Source organism: Trichlorobacter ammonificans (genome assembly GCF_933509905.1).
In the GTDB taxonomy this organism is placed as follows: domain Bacteria; phylum Desulfobacterota; class Desulfuromonadia; order Geobacterales; family Pseudopelobacteraceae; genus Trichlorobacter; species Trichlorobacter ammonificans.
Genome location: NZ_OW150024.1, coordinates 633,945 through 656,610, shown reverse-complemented (window position 1 = coordinate 656,610; position 22,666 = coordinate 633,945). Strand labels below are relative to the sequence as shown.

The 22,666-nt window shown below is 62.9% G+C and carries 19 protein-coding genes; 4 read left to right on the top strand and 15 right to left on the bottom strand.

The window, feature by feature from the left end; all coding sequences use genetic code 11:
* Window positions 1-28 precede the first annotated feature (28 nt).
* From RAK07_RS02905 to RAK07_RS02865, 9 genes are all read right to left on the bottom strand, one after another.
* Window positions 29-1,369: a radical SAM family protein gene (locus tag RAK07_RS02905; RefSeq protein WP_305731353.1), complete on the bottom strand. Its 1,341-nt coding sequence runs from the start codon at window positions 1,367-1,369 to the stop codon at window positions 29-31.
* The gene (locus RAK07_RS02900) at window positions 1,366-3,474 is read right to left on the bottom strand and encodes an LPS-assembly protein LptD (protein WP_305731352.1); all 2,109 of its coding nucleotides are present in this window, start codon (window positions 3,472-3,474) and stop codon (window positions 1,366-1,368) included. Before RAK07_RS02900 ends, RAK07_RS02905 begins: the two co-directional genes overlap by 4 nt.
* An 18-nt stretch (window positions 3,475-3,492) precedes the next feature.
* Window positions 3,493-4,779, bottom strand: coding sequence for a bifunctional folylpolyglutamate synthase/dihydrofolate synthase (locus tag RAK07_RS02895; protein WP_305731351.1), 1,287 nt, complete (start codon window positions 4,777-4,779; stop codon window positions 3,493-3,495).
* A 2-nt stretch (window positions 4,780-4,781) separates the two neighbouring features.
* Window positions 4,782-5,630 (bottom strand): acetyl-CoA carboxylase, carboxyltransferase subunit beta, encoded by an 849-nt coding sequence (gene accD, locus RAK07_RS02890; RefSeq protein WP_305731350.1) that lies wholly within the window; start codon window positions 5,628-5,630, stop codon window positions 4,782-4,784.
* A 3-nt stretch (window positions 5,631-5,633) separates the two neighbouring features.
* Window positions 5,634-6,443, bottom strand: a complete 810-nt coding sequence (gene trpA / locus RAK07_RS02885; RefSeq protein ID WP_305731349.1) for a tryptophan synthase subunit alpha — start codon at window positions 6,441-6,443, stop codon at window positions 5,634-5,636.
* Window positions 6,440-8,164 carry a methyl-accepting chemotaxis protein gene (locus RAK07_RS02880; RefSeq protein ID WP_305731348.1) on the bottom strand — a complete coding sequence of 575 codons (1,725 nt, stop codon included), beginning with the start codon at window positions 8,162-8,164 and terminating at the stop codon, window positions 6,440-6,442. Before RAK07_RS02880 ends, trpA begins: the two co-directional genes overlap by 4 nt.
* Before the next feature lie 326 nt (window positions 8,165-8,490).
* Entirely contained in the window at window positions 8,491-9,177 is a 687-nt protein-coding gene (locus tag RAK07_RS02875; RefSeq protein ID WP_305731347.1) for a transglycosylase SLT domain-containing protein, read from the bottom strand.
* A gap of 268 nt (window positions 9,178-9,445) precedes the next feature.
* Complete coding sequence (locus tag RAK07_RS02870) at window positions 9,446-9,850, bottom strand: RrF2 family transcriptional regulator (RefSeq protein WP_305731346.1); 405 nt, start codon at window positions 9,848-9,850, stop codon at window positions 9,446-9,448.
* A gap of 99 nt (window positions 9,851-9,949) precedes the next feature.
* Window positions 9,950-10,546, bottom strand: coding sequence for a helix-turn-helix domain-containing protein (locus RAK07_RS02865; RefSeq protein ID WP_305731345.1), 597 nt, complete (start codon window positions 10,544-10,546; stop codon window positions 9,950-9,952).
* 137 nt (window positions 10,547-10,683) lie between these two features.
* Here RAK07_RS02865 and RAK07_RS02860 point away from each other — a divergent pair, with 137 nt between their 5' ends.
* The 4 genes from RAK07_RS02860 to RAK07_RS02845 all read left to right on the top strand — a co-directional run bounded on the left by RAK07_RS02860 (window position 10,684) and on the right by RAK07_RS02845 (window position 13,909).
* On the top strand, window positions 10,684-11,844 hold the full coding sequence (locus RAK07_RS02860) for a trypsin-like peptidase domain-containing protein (protein ID WP_305731344.1): 1,161 nt from the start codon (window positions 10,684-10,686) through the stop codon (window positions 11,842-11,844).
* A gap of 79 nt (window positions 11,845-11,923) precedes the next feature.
* Window positions 11,924-12,187 (top strand): hypothetical protein, encoded by a 264-nt coding sequence (locus RAK07_RS02855; protein ID WP_305731343.1) that lies wholly within the window; start codon window positions 11,924-11,926, stop codon window positions 12,185-12,187.
* Window positions 12,188-12,263: 76 nt separating this feature from the next.
* Entirely contained in the window at window positions 12,264-13,238 is a 975-nt protein-coding gene (locus RAK07_RS02850) for an RluA family pseudouridine synthase (RefSeq protein ID WP_305731342.1), read from the top strand.
* Between the two features lie 83 nt (window positions 13,239-13,321).
* On the top strand, window positions 13,322-13,909 hold the full coding sequence (locus tag RAK07_RS02845; protein ID WP_305731341.1) for a hypothetical protein: 588 nt from the start codon (window positions 13,322-13,324) through the stop codon (window positions 13,907-13,909).
* Between the two features lie 125 nt (window positions 13,910-14,034).
* Here RAK07_RS02845 and RAK07_RS02840 read toward each other — a convergent pair whose 3' ends face one another.
* The 6 genes from RAK07_RS02840 to RAK07_RS02815 form a co-directional block, all read right to left on the bottom strand.
* A complete protein-coding gene (locus RAK07_RS02840; RefSeq protein WP_305731340.1) occupies window positions 14,035-14,484 on the bottom strand; it encodes a hypothetical protein in 450 nt (149 codons plus the stop codon).
* A gap of 165 nt (window positions 14,485-14,649) precedes the next feature.
* The gene (locus RAK07_RS02835) at window positions 14,650-17,787 is read right to left on the bottom strand and encodes an efflux RND transporter permease subunit (protein ID WP_305731339.1); all 3,138 of its coding nucleotides are present in this window, start codon (window positions 17,785-17,787) and stop codon (window positions 14,650-14,652) included.
* Between the two features lie 50 nt (window positions 17,788-17,837).
* Complete coding sequence (locus RAK07_RS02830; protein WP_305731338.1) at window positions 17,838-19,241, bottom strand: efflux RND transporter periplasmic adaptor subunit; 1,404 nt, start codon at window positions 19,239-19,241, stop codon at window positions 17,838-17,840.
* A 9-nt stretch (window positions 19,242-19,250) separates the two neighbouring features.
* Entirely contained in the window at window positions 19,251-20,555 is a 1,305-nt protein-coding gene (locus RAK07_RS02825; protein ID WP_305731337.1) for a TolC family protein, read from the bottom strand.
* Window positions 20,552-21,157: a M23 family metallopeptidase gene (locus RAK07_RS02820; protein WP_305731336.1), complete on the bottom strand. Its 606-nt coding sequence runs from the start codon at window positions 21,155-21,157 to the stop codon at window positions 20,552-20,554. Before RAK07_RS02820 ends, RAK07_RS02825 begins: the two co-directional genes overlap by 4 nt.
* Window positions 21,158-21,306: 149 nt before the next feature.
* Entirely contained in the window at window positions 21,307-22,662 is a 1,356-nt protein-coding gene (locus tag RAK07_RS02815; protein WP_305731335.1) for a sigma-54-dependent transcriptional regulator, read from the bottom strand.
* Between the last annotated feature and the right edge of the window lie 4 nt (window positions 22,663-22,666).

Genomic DNA, 22,666 nt, shown 5'->3' with positions numbered 1-22,666 from the left:
CCCGCCCATCAGGCGGGCCGTTTCCGTTTCAGGGGATCGGCCAGCTTTGCTCCAAACCGGGCGGATGGAACCTCTCCCTGGTGCGGTTGTAGTAGCCGAACTGCAGACGGGGAAAGCGCTGCTTCAGACGCTCCAGCAGCCGGTAGATGCCGATGCCGCGCCCGGCTACCTGCATCGCCCCGTTGTAGTAGTGGGGATCGATGGAGAGGTTGCGCATCTGGATCATGTCGACACCGGTCTCCTCCACGAAGGCGAGCAGTGCCGCCACCTCCTCCGGCGCATCACTGACGCCGGGGGAGATCAGGTAGTTGATCATGGTAAAGCGCTGCGCCTGCTTGGCCACCAGCAACGACTCCCGCACATCGGCAAAACAGTATCCCGTGGGACGGTAGTAAGCGTTGTAGCGCTCTTCCAGCACCGAATTCATCGAAAAGCGGAACGAATCCACGCCGGCGTCGCACAATTCCGCCACCCGCCGGGGCAGGGAACCGTTGGAGTTGAAGTTGATCGTCCCCCGGGAGGTGGCGCCCCTGAGGCGGCGCACCGCCTCGGCGGCGGTGGGGGCCTGCAGGATCGGGTCCCCTTCGCATCCCTGTCCGAAGGAGACGATCGCCTCCGGCGCCTGTTGCAGGTGCGGCAGGGCCACCTCGACGATCTCCTCCGGTGTCGGTACGAAGCCGATCCGGTCATGATTGGAGGGACAGCATTCCGACGGCTGCAGACTGATGCAGCCCAGGCAGGCTGAGTTGCAGGCCGGCGAGATCGGCAGGGGGGCCTCCCAGCGGCGGTAGAAGAGGTTCTTGGCGGCAAAACAGTGGTAATCGATGGCGCACCGCGACAGTTGCTCCAGCAGCCGGTTGCCCGGCATCTCCCGCAGGCGCTGCCGCACCAGCGGGTCAAGGGTGCGGTCGTCATAGTTTGCCGGGTCCCAGTTACGGTTACTGTCCACCCGGGTAGCGGCAACCACAAAGCAGTCCCGCTCGTCGTCCCAGCCCACCGCCGTGTAGGACCAGAGCGGCAGATGGACCTGCTTGCGGGAATAATCGCAGGCCGGCAACAGGGTCCGGGCAAAGCCGGGAGCCATGAAGGCCGACACCGCCTGCACCGTCCCGCGCACCCCCCGCACCGTTTCCACCACCGTGAACTGCTCCCTGCGCCGGTCCCAGGCAAGGGGTGGAGTGTCCGGAATGGTGAAGAGCCGGCTCCCCTCCGGCAACGGAATCAGTTCCACCGCCTCCGGCAGCACCGCCTCCGGTCCGTTCATGGCCGCCATGGTCAGCGTGGGATGGTCATAGATCATTCCCTGGCTGTCGGCGTAGACGAGGCGGGGAAGGGAGCGGGGGAAACCGCCCTGGCGGCGCGCTGTCATGGTGTCCTCCCGGCGACGGGACTCTTGGAGGAGCTGAACAGTCCCGCCAAGTTGAAGTTGACGGTCCAGGAGCGGTCGTTGGGACGCTCCCGCCAGACCAGCATCACGGACCAGCACTGGTGGCGGTACTCCGCCGTGGCGTAGGACTCCAGAAAGTCCCGTTTGTCGAAGGAATAGCGGCTCAGGTAGCCCAGGTAGACCGGCTTGAGCGCGGCCAGGGTCATCCGCCCCTCCAGGTATTCGACCTGGTTGCGGGTCATCCGGTAGCTGGCTCCCATGCTGTTCCCCGTGCCATCCACCAGGTCTCCCCCCAGGGCGGTGGCGGAGATGCGACGCAGCGAATGGCTATAGCGGGCATCAACGAGCAGCCGGAAGATCGGGTGCAGCCAGGTTTCGCTCTCCAGAGCAGCCTCGGACCAGCGCCCTGTAGTATCGGTTTCCGTCAGCAGGTGTTGGCGGGTACCGTTCAGGCTGTAGCCCTGGCTGAGCCGGATCGTCTGCAGGTGCCGGTAGGTCTCCGCCCCCTGCTGCCCTGCAGCACGGGGCAGTTTCCCCCCCAGGTGACTGGCAAGGGAGAACTGCAGCAGGTTCAGATGTGGGGTGCGGTCATCCTGGTCGTAGTAGGGATACATCGTCTGAGTGCGGTCCGGTGCGTAGCTGTAGCTGAGCGAGGGGACCAGTTCGTGGCGCAGTCGCGCCATGCCGAAAAGCGGACCGTCGTACATCCGGCTGAAGGCACTGCTCAGTTCGGCGGAAACCTCGGGAATGGCCACCACCGCATCCTCCCTGACTTCCGGAGCCGCATCGGTGGTAGTATAGCCGCGCAGCTGCACACCTCCCCGCAACGTAGCGGTCAGGCGACCGTCAAAGAGGCTCTGGCTCGTGGAGAGTCGTGGCGTCACTACGGCCCGCTGCCCCTGCATCCCTTTTTCACGGTAGTAACTGGTCAACTCCGTATCCAGGTCGAACCAGACCCGGGGCAGAGAGGGCAGCGCCTGACGCACCCCGTACAGAAAGAGTTCCGGAGCCCGTTGCAGGGTGCCGCTGTTGCTGCCGCTTGAAAAGTCCTGGGTATAGATCGCCTGGGCGCCGGCCAGCCAGCTCTGCCACTGCTGGCTCAGGACTACCCGTGAGTCGTAGAACTGGCGGTTATAATCGCCGCTGGCGTCACCGTAATCCTGCAGGTAGGTCCGGTCGCTGGTCAGGTTGACGCTGCTGGTCAGCGTCAGGGTGTCAGTCAGCTCTTCCCGGTGGAACTGCAGCAGTTGCCCGCGCACCTTGTTCTCGTTTTCATCATGAATCAGGTAGCCGCCGAAAGCCCCCTCACTGGTGCGGGAGCGGAGATAGCGGTAATCAAGCCCGCCCCCCACGCCGCGCCTGGTCTGGAGGTCAAGGGTGACGGTCGCCTCTTGGGAAGGGGAAATGGCCCAGTAGACCGGCAGTTCCAGGAACTCGCCCCGCTTGGAGGAGCGGCCGAAGCGGGGGAAGAGCAGGCCGGACTGGCGCTCCCGCTTCACCGGCAGCATGAGGTAGGGAACATAAAAGACCGGCAGATCCTTGACGTAGAAGACCACGTTACTGCCGGTGGCGTATTCTTCCACCGTGACATCCAGCTCCTCCGCCCCGATCTTCCAACTGGGTATCGTCTCGTCGCAGGTGGTCAGGCAGCCGTCCCGCAGGGCGTACTGTTCGTCCCCGGTGCGGGCGATGCGGCTGCCGCCGATATGGAAATTACCCTGGGTCATGAAAATACGGCCGTTTTCCATCTCGGCCCGGCCGGTTTCGGTGTCGAGGAGCAGAGCATCCCCCCGCATCGTGTCGCCGGCTTTGACCATGCTTACGTTACCCCGGGCGGTCAGGATATTCCGGGTGCGGTCAAGCTGCACCTCGTCGGCGGTGAGGGTCATCTCCTGCCAGGTGATGGCCACACTGCCGCTGGCGGTGAGCAGATCACCGGCAACCTGATGACTCATCCGGTCGGCACGGATGGTCATGCCGGGCACACCGGCCTCCCGGACATCTTCCGCCGCCGCAGGCAGGGGCAACAACAGCCCCCACAGGCAGACCCCCAGCACCAGTCCGGTATGTATCGAGCGTCTCCGCATCGGCATCTCCACCCTCACTCAGCCGCGCACCGCCTCGCAGACCTGGCCGGCCAGCGCAGCCTTCACCTCTCCTACCACGAACAACGAACCGGCAGCCACCAGCAGGTCGCCGACACCGGTCCGTGCCCGTGCCGCCGCCACCCCTTCGGGAACCGTACCGCCCACGAGCACCGGAATCCCCCGCTGTTCGCAGAACTCCGCCAGTCGTTGCGCCGATAGTGCCCGCTCCTGCCGGGGTTCAACGGTCACGATTATCTGTGCCAACGGCCCGAGTGCCCCCAGAATACCGTCAATGTCCTTGTCTTCCATCAGCCCCAGCAGCAGCGTGATGCGCGTGGCTTGGTATTCCCGCAGCGCTTCGGCCAGTGCCACAGCGCCGGCCGGATTGTGGGCACCGTCCAGCAGCAGGCGGCCGCCGCCATCCAGGCGGATCAGCTCCATGCGGCCCGGCCAGCGGGCAGCGGCGATGCCGCGCCGGATCTGCTCCCCGGTCAGCGGCAGACCAAGCTGCCGTGCAACCGAACGGGCACCGGCGATGGCCAGGGCGGCGTTTCCGCTCTGGTAGTTCCCCACCAGGCCGGGAACCAGTCCCTCCAACCGGATGTCGGCATCCCGGTAGCACAGGGAACCGTCCCCCCGGCGGGCCACGTCGAAATTCCGGCCGCACAGCAGCAGTTCCTGCCCCCGCAGGGCGCACTGCTCCGCCAGTACCGCCAGTACCGCCGGTTCCTGACGGGCGGACAGCAGGGGCGTGCCCGCCTCGGCGATAGCCGCCTTTTCGGCGGCAATGGCTGCCGTGGTTTCTCCCAGCCACTGGCTGTGGTCCCGCGAGACCGGCGTGATCAGGGTGCATAGGGCGGGTACCGCCGCCGTGGCATCGGAACGCCCCCCCATGCCGGCCTCCAGAACGGCAACCGTCACACCGTTTTCGGCAAACCAGCAACAGGCAAGGGCAGTGGTCAGCTCGAAAAACGTATCCTCGGGCGCGGCCACTGCCAGCACCCGGTCCAGCATCCGTTCCAGGGCGTCCTGGGCAATGAGAGCGCCGTCGATCTGAAAGCGCTCGTGGTAACTGATCAGGTGGGGTGACGTGAACAGGCCGGTACGACAGCCGGCGGCCGTCAGCATGGCGGCAAGAAACGACGCCGTCGACCCCTTGCCGTTGGTGCCGACAACATGGATGGAGGAAAAGGCCCGCTCCGGATGATCCAGGCGGGCCAGCAGGCCGCTTATGCGCTCGGTTCCCGGCCGGATGGCAAAACGCCGGCGGCCGAATATTTCCGCCAGTCGCTGGGACGCGGCCACGCTCAGCGCTTGGTCAGCATGGCCAGGAGCCGTCCCAGGGTAGTGCGCATCTCGGTACGGGGGACGATCATGTCGATCATGCCGTGGTCAAGGAGATACTCTGAACGCTGGAAACCTTCCGGCAGCTTCTGGCGGATGGTCTGCTCGATGACCCGCGGACCGGCAAACCCGATCAGCGCCTTCGGCTCGGCAATGTTCAGGTCTCCCAGCATGGAGAAGCTGGCGGTGACGCCGCCGGTGGTGGGATCGGTCAGGATGGAAAGGAACGGAATGCCGGCATTTTTCAGCTTTGCCAGAGCTGCGGAGGTCTTGGCCATCTGCATCAAGGACAGGATCGACTCCTGCATGCGGGCGCCGCCGGATGCGGAAATGACCAGCACCGGCTGCCGCTTTTCCACCCCCCGCTCGATGGCGCGGGTAATTTTTTCCCCCACCACACTGCCCATGCTCCCCCCCATGAAGGAGAAATCAAAGATCGCCACCTGCACCGCAATCCCCTCAATTCCCCCCTCGACGCAGATCACCGCGTCCCGGGAGCCTCCCTTGGCCAGGGTGGCGTCGATCCGCTCCTGGTACCCCTTGGTGTCCTTGAATTCCAGGAAATCAACCGAGGTCATGCCGGCATCGTGTTCCAGCCAGGTGCCGTTGTCCAGCAGCGCCTGCAGCCGCTGGCGAGGAGCGATCCGGAAGTGATGACCGCACTTGGGGCAGACCTGCAGGTTCTCCGCGATCTCCTTGGAAAGCACCGATTCACTGCACGAGGGGCATTTGGTCCAGAGCCCCTCGGGAACCTTGACGTTATGGGTGCTGCTCTTTTCAATTCCGGCTTTGGCGCGCTTGAACCAGCTCATGTCTTAAGTCCTCGTTGAATGTGAAATACCCAGCTTGAGGCTGCCCACCAGCGCAGTCACCGCCTCCTGCAACTGCTCTCCCCGGTACTGTTCGAACAGCTTGACGATGGCGCTGCCCACCACGACGCCGTCGGCGTCGGCGGCTACCAGGGCGGCCTGCTCGGGCGTGGAGATGCCGAAGCCGGCCATGACCGGCAGCCTGACCGCGCTGCGCACCGCCGCCAGTTCGCCGGACAGGCTCTGCGACACATGCTGCCGAGCCCCCGTAACCCCGGTAACGGTAACGTAGTAAAGAAATCCGCTGCCGCTGCGGGCCACCCGGGCAATCCGGTCCGGCCCCGAGGTGGGGGTCAGCAGAAAGATCAGATCCAGCCCCGCACTTCGGGCGACGGGCAATAGTTCGTCCGCCTCTTCCGGCGGCAGGTCCACCAGCAGCAGCCCATCCACCCCGGCTGCCGCGGCATCGACGGCAAAGCGCTCCCAACCGTAGTGGTAGATCGGGTTGCTGTAGCCCATCAGCACAATGGGCACCGTAACCGCAGGGCGAACGCTCTGTACCAGTTCCAGCACGCTGGACAGGGTCGTTCCCGCAGCCAGAGCCCGCTCCGAGGCCCGCTGAATGGTGGGACCGTCGGCCATGGGATCGGAAAACGGAATACCCAGCTCGATAATATCGACACCGGCCCGCTCCAAAAGCGGCAACAGGGTGGCCGTGGTTGCCAGGTCGGGATCGCCGGCGGTAATGAAGGTTACCAGCGCCTTACGCCCCGTTTTGCGCAACGAGGTCAGGTGTGCGGCAATACGTTTGTTCATGCCGTGAAACCATCCATCTCTTTTTCCAACTGCTCTATCTGCCGTGCCAGGGAGGTAACGGCGCCGTTCATCACCCGTGCCGCTTGGGAGGTGGCGCTGGAAGCGAGCCGGATGTTCTCGATGGTCCGTTCGATGGCCGTGCTCTGCACTGCCTGGTCGGCACAGGTCTCCCGAATTCGTTCGATCATGGTGGTCACATCTTCCGTGGCCCGGGCGATCAGGGCACTGGTCTTACTCTGCTCGCGAGTGGAGCTGCGCACCTGGTTGGTCATTTCACGCATCCGCTCCACCGCTGAAGTGATCATGTCGCTGCCGCGGCCGTGCTCGCGGGTGGAGTGGGCGATCTGCTCCACCATCTCCTCAACCTGCTCCATGGCAATCCGGATATTCTGGCTCCCCTTGGCCTGCTCGACAGTGGCCCGGGCGATGGCGCTGATCTGCAGGCCGGCCTGCTGCACCCCGGCAACGATCTTCTCCAGCACCGCCCCGGAACGCTCCGAGAGCTCCTCGCCGGCGGAAATGGCCAGTTCAGCCTGGTTAATGGCGGCCACGGCCCGTCCGGTCTCCTCCTGGACGCCGTTGATCACCAGGGCGATTTCCCGGGTGGAGGAGGAGGTACGCTCAGCCAGCTCCTTGATCTCATCGGCCACCACGGCAAACCCTTTGCCCTGCTCACCGGCCTGGGCGGCGATGATGGCGGCGTTCAGGGCCAGCAGGTTGGTCTGTTCGGCCACTTCGTCGATCACCGACAGGATTGCGCCGATATCGTTCACCCGCAGGGAGAGGTGCTCAACCACCTCGGCGGTAATACGGGAGGCCCTGCGAATCTCCTGCATACCGGCAATGGTTTCCTGTACCGAGGTCAGGCCGTTGGCGGCATCGGAACGGACCGTTTCCGAAATGACCGCCGTATCCATGGCACTTTTTTCCACCTGACGGATGGAGGCATCCATCTGGGCGACGGAGGAGGCGGTCGTGCTGGATGCTTCCAGCAGATTGGTGATATTGGCGCCGATCCCCTTGATGGAGGCGGCCATCTCGATCACCGAGGAGCTCACCTCGTCGACGGAGGTGGCCAGCGTATCGGTATTGATGGCAACCTCTTCAATGCTGGCCGCCATTTCCAGGACCGAGGAGGAAGTCTCGCCGGCCGAGGAGGCAAGCTGGTCGATCCCCTGGGATATGCGCACCACGGAATCGTTGAACTGCACCGCAATACGGGTCGTTTCGCTAACCGCCTCCTCCTGCAGCCCGGTGGCATTCACCACTTGTCCGGCGGCACGCTCGATGGTGCGGTCGATGGCATGCAGTTCATCGGTGGTGCCGTTCAGGTGGGAGACGATCCGATGCAGGTTTTCCGCCATGGCGTTCATGGCGTCCACCAGCTCTCCCACCTCGCCGCTGCAGCGGACGTTGAGCCGCTGCTGCAGGGAGCCGGCAGCCAGCTGGCCGGAAAACTCGATGCACTGGCGAATCGGGTTGACAACGGATCTGACGGTATGGAGGGCAAGGGCGACGATCAGAGCGATCAGAGCGGCAACGACCACGAAGGTCAGCACCATTTTGCTCCTGAGTTCGCCATTGAAGGGCACATCGCTCACCATCACGGCACCCATGAGAACCACTACCAGCATGGCGAGAATCGAGGAAAGCGCCAGAAGCACTATTCTGGTACGCAAGGTCATGCCGGAGCCGATTGCTCCGGAGCTCGTCCGCTCCACGATACTGGTCCTCCTTTCAACAGACTGGGCGCAGAAAATACGGGGAACTATACCAGAGCGACTTGCGCCAGGGCAAGCGAAAAGGGGGATTTTCAGGGGGCTCCGCTACGCCTCGCCGAAACCGGACGGTGTACTGCGGGAGCAGGAAGAAAAAGAAAAAAGAGCCACAGGAGCGGCACAGCCTCCTGCCCGTTCCAGCGGAACGGGCAGGGAATCGATGGGGCTCTCAGCAGAAAGAGCATCGGCGGGTGAAACGACAGGGAATTTCATCTAGCCTGACTGTGCGGCCCACCAGAGAGGGAGTGCAGCCACCGGCAACCGGAGCGTCACCGGGTGAGCGAAACGTCGTCCGTTCGCATGGCCACGGTGGCACCGGCTGCGTTCAACGCCGCCTGAAGCTCCTTGCGGATCCGGCGAATCTTGCGCAGGTAAGCGTCGGCCTGAGGGCCGATCCCGCAATAGTATTTCTTGGCCAAGTCCAGCTTGCCATCGGCAACTTCCAACTTGCTAAGCAGGGTACGCACGGCAGCTTCAGCGCATTTTTCATCGTCCCGCATCTCGCCGGGGTCATACCCGTGACTGCGGGCCTGGCTCGGCATCAACTGCCAGACACCAGCGGCCCCCTTGGGAGAAGTGGCGCGGGAAGACAGAGCATGCCCCCCGGTCTCGGCAAGGGCGATCTCGGCCATGTCAAGCGGGGTCAGCGGCGTTCCCAAGGTCTTGATGTAGCAGAGCGCCGCCAGGTTTCTGGCCCGCTCCGGCGTGGTAAGCCGGGCAAAGGCGGCTTCGATGACCGGAAGCTGACGCTTGCGCTCTTCCAGCGAAACCCCCTTTTCCATGACGGAGCGAATCTCCTGCTCCAGGTGGGTTTCGGGCGCTTCCTTGACGGACGCCGTCTCTTCGGGAGCGTACCAGCGCGAGTTGCTGCAGGCGACAATGAGCAGCGGTAGGGACACGAGAATCAACAGGGCGATCAGGTGATGGATACTGATGGTAATACATGAATTTTTCATAGATAACGAGTGGGAAGACTGGGCGGGTGGTGTCGGACGACACCCTGAACCGGATAGGCACAACAGCAGGTTGTCTTAGTCCGACGGGAGCTCCTTTTCTCTTGAAGTAGCGGCCTGCACCATTGCAGCCGGGAAGTGAAACGACAAAAGTCCCATGGCGTTTTCCAGGGACTTTCACTGAACCGTCAGGTCAAATTGTCGTTCACCAATACCGAGAAAAGTCTCGACAGTCAAGAAAAAGCTAAAAAAACCATTTTAAATAAACAACTTACTTCTGAACCAGATCCTTCAGGGTGATTTCGGCCAGACTTCTGCGCACCTCCTGCTGAATGCGCACCCAGACCGGATGCACGGTGCAATAGCCGTCCCGCGAGCATTGCCCCGGCCCCACCGCACAGCGATTGGGCGTAATCGGCCCCTCCACCGCCTCCACCACCTCCAGCAGCGTTACCTTGTCCGGTGTGCTGGCCAGCACGAACCCGCCGCCGGTTCCACGGTAGGAGCGGACGATGCCGGACTTGCTGAACTGCTGAAAAATCTTCGCCAAAAAGGTCTGGGGCACGTCAACGGCCGCTGCGATGTCGGAAAGAAGCGAAATCTTGTCCGGCGGCTGCGAAGCCAGATAAATGATGCCACGAATGGCATAGTCACCCTTGCGGGTCAGTTCCATCATTGGGAAACTCCTAGAAGACCTTGATAGTCCTGTATAACCGCTGACAGAAGCGCTGTCAAGCCTCGCCGTTGCCCGGAGACTCAACCTTCCGCACCGGCGTCACCCCTTCGAATAAAGCACCGCCACGATACGGGCCTTGGTCTCCCCCACCGCCACCAGGCCGTGGGGCTGACTGGAATCGTAGTACGCACTGTCTCCGGCCTTCAGATGGTACACTTCGCTGCCGTAGTGGAAGTTGATCGCGCCATCTGCCACGTAGAGAAACTCCTCCTCGCCGTCGTGTCGGAAGAAGAGCTTGTCGTCCCAGGTGGTGTTCTCCACCTCCACCAGGAACGGCTCCATGTTCTTGTGACGCATCCCCTGGGCCAGCGAGTGGTAGGTATAGGGCCGGACTGCGGCGTTGACTGCTTGGCGCTGCAGATCGGGACGCAACTCCTCGCCCCTGGTCACCACCAGCTTCTGCCGGTTGGTCTCGTCTTCGAAAAAGAAATGGATATCGACCTTGAGTCCCCGGGATATTTTGAGCAGCGTCGCCAGGGGAGGGACCACCTGCTCGTTTTCGATCTGGGACAAGAGTGGCTTGGAAAGACCGGTCAGGTCGGACAGCTCCTGCAGGGTCAGCCGCCGCAGCTGGCGCTGCGCGCGAATCTTCTCGCCGATGCGAAACTCCTTGATCTGGGCCTTGATATCAGTCACGTCAGGCTCCTCCGGGAACGTTGGTCACAGGGGCTGCAGCGGTTGACAGCCGGAGATTTATGCTTATAGTTTAATGTATCTGCAGAAACACAAATAAAACGCCGTTAGTTATAAACCATTTATAAAGGTTGTGCAATATGCTGCGTCTGACCATAGCATCCCGCAACGTGTGCGTACTCGGCCTGCTGCTGCTCGCCCTTTCCGCTTGTTCCTCCTCGAAGGATGAGCCGATCCTCTTCAGCTCCAAGCGTCCGGCAGCCGAAGCGGAACCGCCGGTCAAGGAGGTACCGGCCGACATACTGGCCGCCCAGCGAGCCTTCAGCGCCGTGGCGAAAAACGTGATGCCGGTGGTGGTCAACATTTCCACCTTAAGCCGCAAGAAGATGGTACGCCCCTTCTACGACCTGCCCCCCTTCTTTGAAGAGTTCTTCGGCGGCCCCCAGACGCGCCAGGACAGAAGCCTTGGTTCCGGCTTCATCATCAGCCGGGACGGTTACATCGTCACCAACGACCACGTGGTGCGGGACGCGGAACAGATCCGGGTCAAGCTGTCCAACGACAAGGTCTATGACGCCCGCATTGTGGGAGGAGACCCCAAGACCGACATCGCGGTGATCAAAATAGATGCTGCCGATCTCCCCACCGCCGTGCTGGCCGACTCCGACCGGTTGGAAGTGGGGCAGTGGGCTATCGCCATCGGCAACCCCTTCGGCCTCGAACGTTCCATGACCGTGGGGATCATCTCCGCCACCGGCCGTTCCAACGTGGGGATTGAAAGTATCGAGAACTTCATCCAGACCGACGCCTCCATCAACCCCGGCAACTCCGGCGGACCGCTGCTGAACATCCATGGCGAGGTGATCGGCATCAACACCGCCATCGTGGCCGCCGGCCAGGGGATCGGCTTTGCCATTCCCACCAACATGGCCAAGCCGATCGTGGCCCAGCTGGTGGAGAAGGGAAGCGTCACCCGCGCCTGGCTGGGGATCAGCATCGCCCCGGTCAGCGAGGATATGGCCAAGACACTGAAACTGCCAGGCACCACCGGCGTGCTGGTGGCCGAGACCGTTGCCGGCGCCCCGGCCGAGCGGGGTGGTATCCTGGCGGGCGACGTCATCGTCGACATCGGCGGCGTCACCGTGAAAACGCCCTCCCATCTGCAGCAACTGGTGGCGGCGGCAAAGATCGGTGCGCCACTACGGGTTCATCTGATCCGCGAGGGGCGACGCCTCGAACTCAGCATCATACCGGGCAACGCCGATAGCGCTCGCCCCGCGCCGCGGACGGGACGACGCTGAACCTGCCCGTTTCGGTTTACTTTGCCGTGCAGGTGGTCTACACTTTCACGGTAGCAGACAGGCATTCCAAGGAGACGTCATGAACATCATCACCAACCGGGATCAGGCGGCACGGCTGGCGCGGGCGATCCTGTCCGATGTGGCGATCTACAACCAGGAAAAAGTGGAACGCGGCATCAAGGAGGACAGCATTTTCGAGCTGCTCGCCGAAGAGATCGAAGAGGGACGGCAGCATTTCCTCTCCCGCGTCTCGCCGAACCTGGACCCGGAACGGATGTTCGAACTGACCCTGGTGGATATCCTGATCAAGCGTGCCGGCAAGATCGAGTCCTCCATCTGGTAACTGCTGCCCTTCCGGCAGCCTGACATCAGCAAAGGCGTGTCCAGGAGACACGCCTTTCATCATTCGAGACCCTTCCATGCACGACGAACCGACCCATCACCTGCTGATACCGCCGGAAGCGACCGGACAACGGCTGGACGCATTTCTGGCAGCGACACTGCCGGACCAGAGCCGCTCCGCGGTGCAGCGCCTGGTGGAGGAGGGGCGGGTATTGGTGGAGGGGCAGACGCCACGGGTCTCCCTGAAATTGCGCGGGGGGGAGAGGGTGGAGGTGACGGTGCCGCCGCCGGTTGCCGCACTGCCCCGGCCGGAGGCTATTCCGCTGACCGTGATCTACGAGGACCACGCCCTGATCGTCATCGACAAGCCGGCAGGCATGACCGTTCATCCCGGCGCCGGTGTCGATACCGGCACCCTGGTCAATGCCCTGCTGGCCCATTGCGACGATCTTTCCGGCATCGGCGGCGAACTTCGCCCCGGTATCGTCCACCGCCTGGACAAGGGGACCTCCGGCCTGCTGGTGGCGGCCAAGAACGACACCGCCCACCGGGGACTGGCCAACCAGTTTGCCGAACACAGCGTCAAGCGGCTCTACTGGGCTCTGGTCTACGGCTCCCCGAAAACCGACACCGGAAGAATCAGCGGCATCATCGGCCGGCACCCCACGGAACGGCTGCGACTTTCGGGATCGGCCCGCCACGGCAAGCAGGCGGTCACCAACTGGCGGGTGCTGGAACGGTTCGGCCCGGCCAGCCTGGTGCAACTGCGCCTGGAGACCGGCCGCACCCACCAGATCCGGGTACACCTCACCGAAGCCGGCATGCCGCTACTGGGAGACCCGCTCTACCCCGACGGTGGCAGGTGCAACAACCTGAAGGACAGCCGCCTGCAGGGGATGATCCGCGCCCTGGGGCGCCAGGCGCTGCATGCCAGGGTATTGGGATTTGTTCATCCGGTCAGCGAACAGTTTCTCGAATTCACCAGCGAGCCGCCCCCTGATTTCGGGGAGCTTCTGGAGTATCTGCGCGGAACGGGAACGAAGCCGTCATGAGATCACGCAGGATTGTCAGGGCAATTCTTTGCCACAGGCGTGATGAACTTCAGCGAGACACATTCTGAAAACGGGAGGATGACATGCAACAGGGTGTACGCCGAATTTCCAGCCTGACGGCAGCTATGATCGCCGGTGCAGTGTGCGCGGCTCCATCGGCAGGCGCCCTTGATCTTACCTACCACCCGCCGCAGCATGATCCGTCCGCCAGTATCCAGGCAGTCCAGACCTCACTACGCTGCGGCATGCCGGGACGCCCGTCGGGCGAGTGCCAGTTGGGTGGCACGCTGCTGGCGCGCAGTGCTTCCCAGACAGCTGCCAGCCTGCCGTACCGCTGCACAATTCAGTACAGCTCCGCAGTCACCCGGAACTTCAACCTTTCCTTCACCAACACGGCAGAGGAGAAAACGCTTCCCGGCGGTACGCCGCTCCAACCCGGCGTCGGCCCCCAGGAAAAAACCGGACAACCTCTCCGTACCCCGAACTACCAGCCCCAGCCCACCACTACCGAACCGTCCCGAGCACGGGGCGTCATCCATCACTTCGGTACCATACCGATGAAAGACGGCAGGGGAGAACGAAATCTTGCCGAGAGTCTGCCGCTGATGTTACCCGAACAGGTTACGGCGGTCCGACTTGAGGCCATGGAGTGCACCCCTGAAAAACGCTGACAGGAGCGTCGCGTGCAAACGCCGGAAAGGCTGTTGTTCCAGCGTGCTCACGGCTGCCCCCCTGGGCATCCCTTGCGTAGAGAACAACTGCCTTTCCGGTGCTACCCCGCAGGAATCGTCTCCTGCTACTTCACCTGATACCAGAACCGTGCCTGGCGGACTGTGCCGTCTTTCAGCCTGAACTTGCTCATCACGCCGTAGCGCCCCTTTTTGGCCATCACGAAATCGCCGCCGAAATGCCCCTGCATCGCTGACAGGTTTTTGGTCTGCTCCGTCTTGTCCGGGGCCAGCACCTTGATGGCCACCTCCCCCTCGGTCAGGGCTTTACCGCTTTTCAGGTCCGTGAAGCCCACCTGGATATGGTGGGTCTCCTTCACCCCCTTGGGCAGCTCCATCCCCATGGCCTTCATCGCCTCCTTCATGGTCTGGACGGTAAAGACCGCCTTGACCCCGTCCACCACCTCTTCATGGGCGCTGCTGCCATGCCCGCCGTGCTTGCCGTGATCGGAGGCGGCAAAGGCCGCCGGAGCTGCCAGGGCCATAACTGCTGCAACTGCAAGTACCAGTTTTTTCATAATGCTTCTCCTTTTCGTGTTTCCGGGCGTTCCGGTTTTCCTGTCGGGTGCGATTTTTTCGCGAGATCAAGGAAGGCAAGCCATGCCGCGGAGGCGTAGCAGCGCTACGCCGCACAAGCGCATGGTGAAGCCTGACGCAGATATCGCGGAAAAGGCGCGCCCGTCTTAATGCTTCATCCCCGAATACTTCAACGTCCCCTTGACCAACTCCCGCTTCTTCATCAGCACGAATATCACCGGGGTCATGATCAGCACATGCACTGCCGAGGAAATCATGCCGCCGATCATGGGGGCAGCGATCGGCTTCATCACGTCGGCGCCGGTGCCGGAGGACCACATGATCGGCACCAGTCCCAGCAGGGCCACCGCTACGGTCATCAGCTTGGGCCGCAGCCGCAGCACCGCCCCCTCAAAGGTGGCGTCGTAGATATCCTGTTCCGTCACCGGTCCCAGCTTCAGCCGTTTGTCCAGGGCCTCGTGCAGGTAGATCACCATCACCACCCCGGTCTCCACCGCGATGCCGTACAGGGCGATGAAGCCGACCCAGACCGCCACCGAGAGGTTGTACCCCAGGGCCGAGACCAGGTAGACCCCCCCCACCAGGGCGAAGGGGACCGACAGCATCACCATGGCCGCCTCCAGGGCGGAATGGAAAGTGAAGTAGAGCAGCACGAAGATGATCACCATGCCCAGCGGCACCAGCAGTTGCAGCCGCGCCTTGGCCCGCACCTGGTTCTCCCACTGCCCGGACCAGGTGACGTAGTAGCCGGCGGGGAGCTTCAACTGCTGCTCCAGGGTCTGCTTGGCCTGGTTCACGAAGCCCCCCATGTCCCGGTCCCGCACGTTGAGAAAGACGATGGAGCGCAGTAGCCCCCCCTCGCTGTTGATCTCCGGCGCGCCGGTGGAAACCTTCACCTTCGTCACCAGCGACAGCGGCACTTGGGCGCCGTTCATCCCACCCACCAGGATGCGCTGGATGGCCGGGATGTTGTCGCGGTAGTCCCGCAGGTAGCGGATACGCACCGGAAAGCGGTTGCGCCCCTCCACCGTGGTGGTGAGGGTCTCCCCCCCCAGGGCGGTGGAAATCACGTCCTGGATCTCCGCCACGCCGACACCGTAGCGGGCCGCGGCTTCGCGGTCGATCTCGATATCCAGGTAATTGCCGCCGGTGACCCGCTCCGCCACCACGTCGGCAGCCCCCGGCACCGTCTTCAGGATCCCTTCCGCCTGCACCGCCAGGTCCTTCAGCACGTTCAGGTCGGAACCGAAAATCTTCACCCCCAGGTCGGTACGCACCCCGGTGGAAAGCATATTGATCCGGTTGATGATCGGCTGGGTCCAGCCGTTACGCACGCCGATCTGCTGCAGTTTCGCGTCCAGCTCGGCCACGATGTCCGCCTTCTTCACCCCCGGCCGCCACTGCTCCTTCGGTTTCAGGATGATGATGCTTTCAAACATGGAAACCGGCGCCGGGTCGGTGGAGGTCTCGGCCCGCCCCGCCTTACCCAGTACCTGCTCCACCTCCGGGACGCTCTTGATGACCGCGTCCTGCACCTGGAGAATCCGCTTGGCCTCGGTGAGAGAAACGTTGGGCAGGGTCACCGGCATGTAGAGCAGCGACCCCTCGTCCAGGGGGGGCATGAACTCGCTCCCCATCTTCATGAACAGCGGCACCGCCAGGGCCAGGGCCGCGATGTTCAGGGCAATGGTGGTCTTTTTCCAGACCAGCACCCAGCGGATCACCGGCGCGTAGAGCCGGATGAAGAAGGAGGAGACCGGATTGGCGCTTTCCGGCGGCATTGTGCCCCGCATGAAAAAATACATCAGCACCGGCACCAGGGTGATGGCGATCACCGCCGAGGCGACCATGGAAAAGGTCTTGGTGAAGGCCAGCGGGTGGAACATCTTCCCCTCCTGCCCTTCCAGCAGAAAGACCGGCACAAAGGAGAGCACGATGATGGCGAGCGAAAAGAAGATGGCCCGTCCCACCTGCTTCGAGGAGGCGATGATCACTTCCAGCCGTTTTTCCCTGCGCTCCTCCGGCGGCATCTCCGACAAGTGGCGGTAGCAGTTCTCCACCATGATCACCCCGGCATCCACCAGCACACCGATGGCGATGGCGATCCCTCCCAGGGACATGATGTTGGAGGTGACCCCCATCAGTTTCATGGTGATGAAGGAGATCAGCACGGCGATCGGCAGGGTCAGCACGATCACCAGGGAGCTCTGGAAATGCAGCAGGAAGGCCAGGATCACCAGGGAGACCACGACGGACTCCTCCAGAAGCGAAGTTTTCAGGGTGGCGATGGCTCGCTTGATCAGGTCGGAGCGGTCGTAGGCCACCTTGATCTTCACACCGGGGGGCAGGCCCTTTTCCAGGGCCGTGATTTTTTCCTTCACCCGGCTGATCACGTCGCTGGCGTTCTCGCCGTAGCGCATCACCACGATGCCGCCCACGGCCTCCCCTTCGCCGTTCAAGTCCAGCAGTCCCCGGCGGATGGCGCCCCCCATCTGCACCGTACCCAGGTTCTTGACGTAGATCGGGGTGCCGCGCATGTCGGCCCCCACCACGATATTCTCCAGGTCCTCCCGGGTCTTGACGTAGCCCTGGCCGCGGATCAGGTACTCGGCGTCGGCCTGCTCCAGCAGCCGTCCCCCCACATCCTTGTTGGAGCCGCGCACCGCCTCCATCACCCGGCCGCTGGTGATGTTGTAGGCCTGCAGCTTCACCGGGTCCAGGTCGATCTGGTACTCCCGCACCAGACCGCCGATGGAAGCCACCTCGGCCACCCCCTGCACCGTGCCCAACTGGTAGCGCACGAACCAGTCCTGCAGGGTGCGCAGCTGCTCAAGATCGTACCCTTTTCCCTCCAGGGTGTACCAGAACACATGCCCCACGCCGGTGCCGTCGGGCCCCAGGGTTGGCACCACGCCGGGGGGCAAAAGCGAGGCGGCGTAATTGAGCCGCTCCAGCACCCTGGTCCGCGCCCAGTAGATATCGGCCTTGTCTTCGAAGATCACGTAAATCATCGAGAAGCCGAAGGCACTGGAGGCCCGCACCGCCTTCACCTGGGGCAGCCCCTGCAGGTTGGTGGCCAAGGGGTAGGTGACCTGGTCCTCCACCACCTGGGGAGACCGGCCCGGATAGTCGGTAAAGACGATCACCTGGTTGTCGGACAGGTCGGGGATGGCGTCCACCGGAGTGGTGCGGACCGCCCAGAGTCCCCAGGCGGTGACCAGTCCGAACAGCAGCAGCACCACAAACCGGTTACGGGCGGAATATTCGATGATTTTTTCAATCATAAGGATATGCCTTTGAGCTTTGAAGTCCCCCTTTATCAAGGGGGAAAATCCTACATCTTCATATCATCCATATTCAGCGGCTTCTTGCCCGGCGCCGGCTGCTGCGGAACCGCCGGGACTTTGCCTTCAGGCTGTGCACCGCCGGTATGCTGGCTGTGATCCTCAGCGGCGCCCCCCCGCAGTTTCGATTCGGAATCGATCAGGTAGGCACCGGACACCGCCACCTTTTCACCGGCCCTGACACCGGACAGTATCTGCACCAGGGCATCGGTACGCTGTCCCACCTGCACCATGCGCGGCTCAAAAACGCCGGGCCGTATCTCCACCCAGACCGTCTGCTGTTTGCCGGAATCCATCACCGCCGTGACCGGTACCGTTACCGCCGCGCCCGCCCCCACCTTGAGCACGGCGTTGACGAACATGTCCGGCTTGAGCAGCATGCCCGGATTGGGCAGTTCCACCCGGGCCTTCACCGTGCGGGTCTTGGGATCAAGAAAAGGATAGATGAAGGCCACCCGGCCACTGAATCCCCGCCCCGGAAAAGATTGGGAACGGATCTCAACGGCCTGGCCGATCCTGATGTTCCGGAATTCGCTTTCATACACCTCGATTTCCACCCAGACACGGGAAAGATCGGCAACATTGAACAGCACATCCCCCACATTCACATACTGCCCCTGCTGCACCATCTTTTCCACCACCACCCCGGAGAGCGGCGTATAGATCGGCAGTTTGATGGTGGGGGTGCCGGCTTTTTCCAGCTCGGCGATCTGCTGCTCCTTGACACCGAACAGCATCAGGCGCTGTCGGGCCGCCGCCACCAGCCCCTCGCCGTTCTGTGCGACGGCCGGAATCGGCGAGTTTTTCAAACGGTCGCGGCTTTTCACCGCCAGCAGGTATTCCTGCTGCGTGGCCAGCAGATCGGGAGAGTACAGCTCCGCAACCGGCCGGTCCCTGCTGACCTGACTTCCCACGGTATTGACGTGCAGGGCATCGATCCTTCCGGCGATCCAGGCGGTCACCTTGGCCTGGCGGGACTGGTCGTACTGCACCAGCCCCACGGCGGTGATCTCCCTGGTCAACTCCTGCACCCTGGCCTCCTGCACCGCCACGTTGGCCATCACCCGCTGGGTGGGCGAAAGCGCGATCTGTCCCAGCCGGGCCATCTCCTGCTGCTGCTCCGGAGTCAGCGCCGTGGTGTCGGCGGCACCGGTCACCTTCTTCACCAACTCCATGGCGCAGATCGGGCAGGTGCCCGGCGCATCCTTGATGATGAAGGGATGCATCGGGCAGGTATAGAGCGGCGGCGCACTCTGCTCCTGGTGACGTGCGCCGTCGGCCTTGTGCAGCTCGGTCTGTTTGGAGAACGTACCGCTCTTGTAGAACCAGCTTGCACCCGCCACGGACAGGGCCAGGATAGAAAGGGGGATGGCAATTTTCTTGTTCAGGTTCATGAGATACCTCTAGTGTTTCGTCTCGTGCGGAGCGGAAAGCGCCAGATCCGTTCCCACCGCCGCTTCCAGCCGCGCAAGCTGCATCATGTACTCGGCCTGGGACTCGAACAACTCCCGCTCGTAATTGAACAGGCTCACCCTGCCGTCGAGCACGGTCAGAAAATCCACCTTGTTGACCCGGTAGCCGATCAGGGCCGATTCCAGGGACTGTTCGGCCTGGGGAATGATCCCCCCCCTGTACAGCTCCACCAGCCGCTTGCGCCGTTCCAGTTGGGCCAGACTGTCGTTGATGACATAGCTGATACTGTTTTTCAGGCCGTTCAGTTCATCCGTGGCCATGGCCGTTTCCGATGACGACGCAGCCACCATGGCCTGCCGCCGGCTCCACTGCACCGGCAGGTTGAAAGTCAGGCCCAGGGTAAACATGTTGTACCCGGGGTCATTGGCCATGCCGTTTTGCACAGATTCGCGGAACATATACTCAAAGGAGACGTTCACGTCGGGCCAGAACTCCTTGTGGGCCAGACGGCGGGCAGCAGCGCCCTTGTTTGCCAGCGCCGTGAGACCTTTGACCTGGGGGCGTTTTTTCAGGGCAAGGGCGTTTAACTGCTCGACACGTTGCGTAAGCTCAGGCAGGGGGAACTCGGGAATGGGGGGTACCGGCGTGGTGCCCGGCCGGTACAGCAGGTAGTTGAGGTTTGCTGCCAGGCTTGTGCGTTTCTGTTGAAGGGATATCTGCATATCCAGCATTTTTGATTTTTCCAGGCCGGCCTTGTAAATATCGGCCTGGGCCCCCTGACCCACGGCGTATTTGGCCTCGGCAATGGTCAGAAAGTCATCCATGATCTTCAGGTTCTTCTCGATGATCGCCAGGGACTTGTCCGTGGCATAGAGTTGGTACCAGGTCTCCTTGACCATCCGGGCCAGCTCCAGCTTGCGCTCTTCGATGCTGTGGCGGTAGCTCTCCGCCTCAAGGGTGGCGATCTCTTCCCGCAAGGCCCGCTTGCCCCAGAAGGGCAGTTGCTGGGAGATGCCGATCACCTTGGCGGTGGTGGCGTCGCGGTTGAAGGTAAGGGGATCGCGGACCAGCAGGTTCTGGGCCTTCAGCATCAGCATTGGGTCCTCCAGCCCCCCCGCCTGCTTCACCCTGCCGGCAAACATCCGCCAGCGTGCTTCGGACGCCTTTATCTCCGGATTGTTGGCCAGAGCCTCGGCCACCAGCTGCTCCAGGCTCTCCGGCTGGGCAGCCGCCATCTGCGGCGCGACGCTCGCCAGCACCATGACCATCATGAACAGCACGCTTTGAAACCTCATGGTTCCTCCTGTCCTCCTCCAAGAGCACTGACCGCCGCCTCTTCCGGCAGGCGGTTGATCCTGCGCAACGCCGCGTTCAAGGCCGCTTCAAGGCGCTGCTCCTGCAGCAGCACTCCGGCACGGACCGCCGCCTGCGACGTCTCCTGCTGCGGTGACGCGGCAGCCAGCGCAGGCAACGGCTCCACCGGCGACAACTCTTCAAAGTGCACATGGGGACCGGTTGACCTGCCGCTGTTGCCGGACAGAGCGATGACGGCTCCCGCCTCCACCGTCTCTCCCGGCTGCACCCGTGCCAGGGCGTTGTGGCCGTACAGGGTGCGGCTGCCGTCGGCATGCTCCAGAATCACGGCAACACCGTAGGCGCCGTGCCAGCCGGCCAGCGCCACCCGTCCCGGCCGCACGGCCTTCACCGGCGTTCCCACCGGCACGGCGATGTCGGTACCGCGGTGATACACCAGCCTGCCGCTGCCGAAGGGGTCCTGCCGCCAGCCGGCCTTTGAGGTCACCACGCCGTTTTCAACCGGCAACACCGGATCAGCAGCGGCCGCAAGCGGCAGTAGCAGTACCAGGGAGAGACAAAATGAAGCAACCTTCGGCATCATGAGCGGACAATCCCGTCGAATGAAATGCCTTCAGATTTACACATCCCGTGCCAAGAAGACAAGATAGCTGAATTATTGGACTTTATTTACGAAATTGATTTGGCGGGCACTACACATGAAGAATATTCTACAGCGGGGCGTGGCATATCCTACGGCGGGGTGATGGCATACTTCTCCATCCGGTACAACAGGGTATGACGGGGGATACGCAGGAAGCGGGCGGCGGCGGTCTGGTTCCAGCTGTTGCGCTCCAGGGCCTGCACCACCACCTCCCGCTCCAGCTCCTCCAGGGAGTAACCGTCAGGGGGGAGATTGACCACCGAGCCGGCCGTTGCCGGCCGCTCGTGGTTGAGGATTTTCTCCGGCAGATCCGCCACGGTGATGGTATCGCCGTTGCGCATGATCAAGAGCCGTTCCACCAGGTTTTCCAGCTCGCGCACGTTGCCGGGCCAGGGATAGGCCAACAGAGCGGCAAGGGCAGCCGTGTCGAACTGCACCTTTTCAGCACCGTGGCGGCCGCAGAAGTGGCGCAACAGCAGTGCAATATCGTCCCGCCGCTGGCGCAGCGGCGGCAGATGCAGCGGAATCACGGCCAGCCGGTAGTAGAGGTCTTCGCGGAAGGTGCCGTCGCTCATGGCTTTTTCCATATCCAGGTTGGTGGCAGCCACCACCCGCACATCCAGCTTGACCGGCTTCGTCCCTCCCACGGGCTCAATCATCCGCTCCTGCAACGCCCTGAGCAGCTTGGGCTGCAGTGCCGGCGGCAGCTCCCCCACTTCGTCCAGAAACAGGGTGCCGCCGTCGGCAAGGGCAAATCTGCCGCTCTTGTCCCGCACCGCGCCGGTAAAGGCCCCTTTCACATGGCCGAACAACTCGCTTTCCAGCAGATCATGGGGGATGGCGGCGCAGTTGATCGCCACAAAGGGACCGCTGGCGCGGCTGCTGCGGCTGTGGATGGAGCGGGCCACCAGCTCCTTGCCGGTGCCCGACTCACCGGTGATCAGTACCGAGGCCTCGGTATCCGCCACTTTGGCCACCACCTGGAACACCTTTTCCATGGCCGGGGAGCTGCCGATGATGGCGCTGAAATCGGCACGGTCAGTCAGTTGGGATTTGAGGTGCCGATTCTCTTGCGACAGGCTGCTGAACTGCAACGCCTTGGCCACGGTCAGGCGCAGCTCATCCCGGTTGAACGGCTTGGTGATGTAGTCGTAGGCTCCGGCCTTCATCGCCTCCACCGCCATGTCCACACTGCCGAAGGCGGTGATCATGATCACCGGGGTGTCCGGAGCCCCCTCCTTGATGCTTTTCAGCACCTGCATGCCGTCCATGCCCGGCATCTTCATGTCGCTGATCACCAGGGCCGGCTCCACTTCGCCGAACAGACGCAGCCCCTCCTCGCCGGAGGCGGCTGCCGCTGTCTGGTAGCCCGCCTCCTGGAGGTTGAACTCCAGCACCCGTCTGAGTGAGGTGTCGTCGTCGATGATGAGGATTTTCTGCTTCATGCCC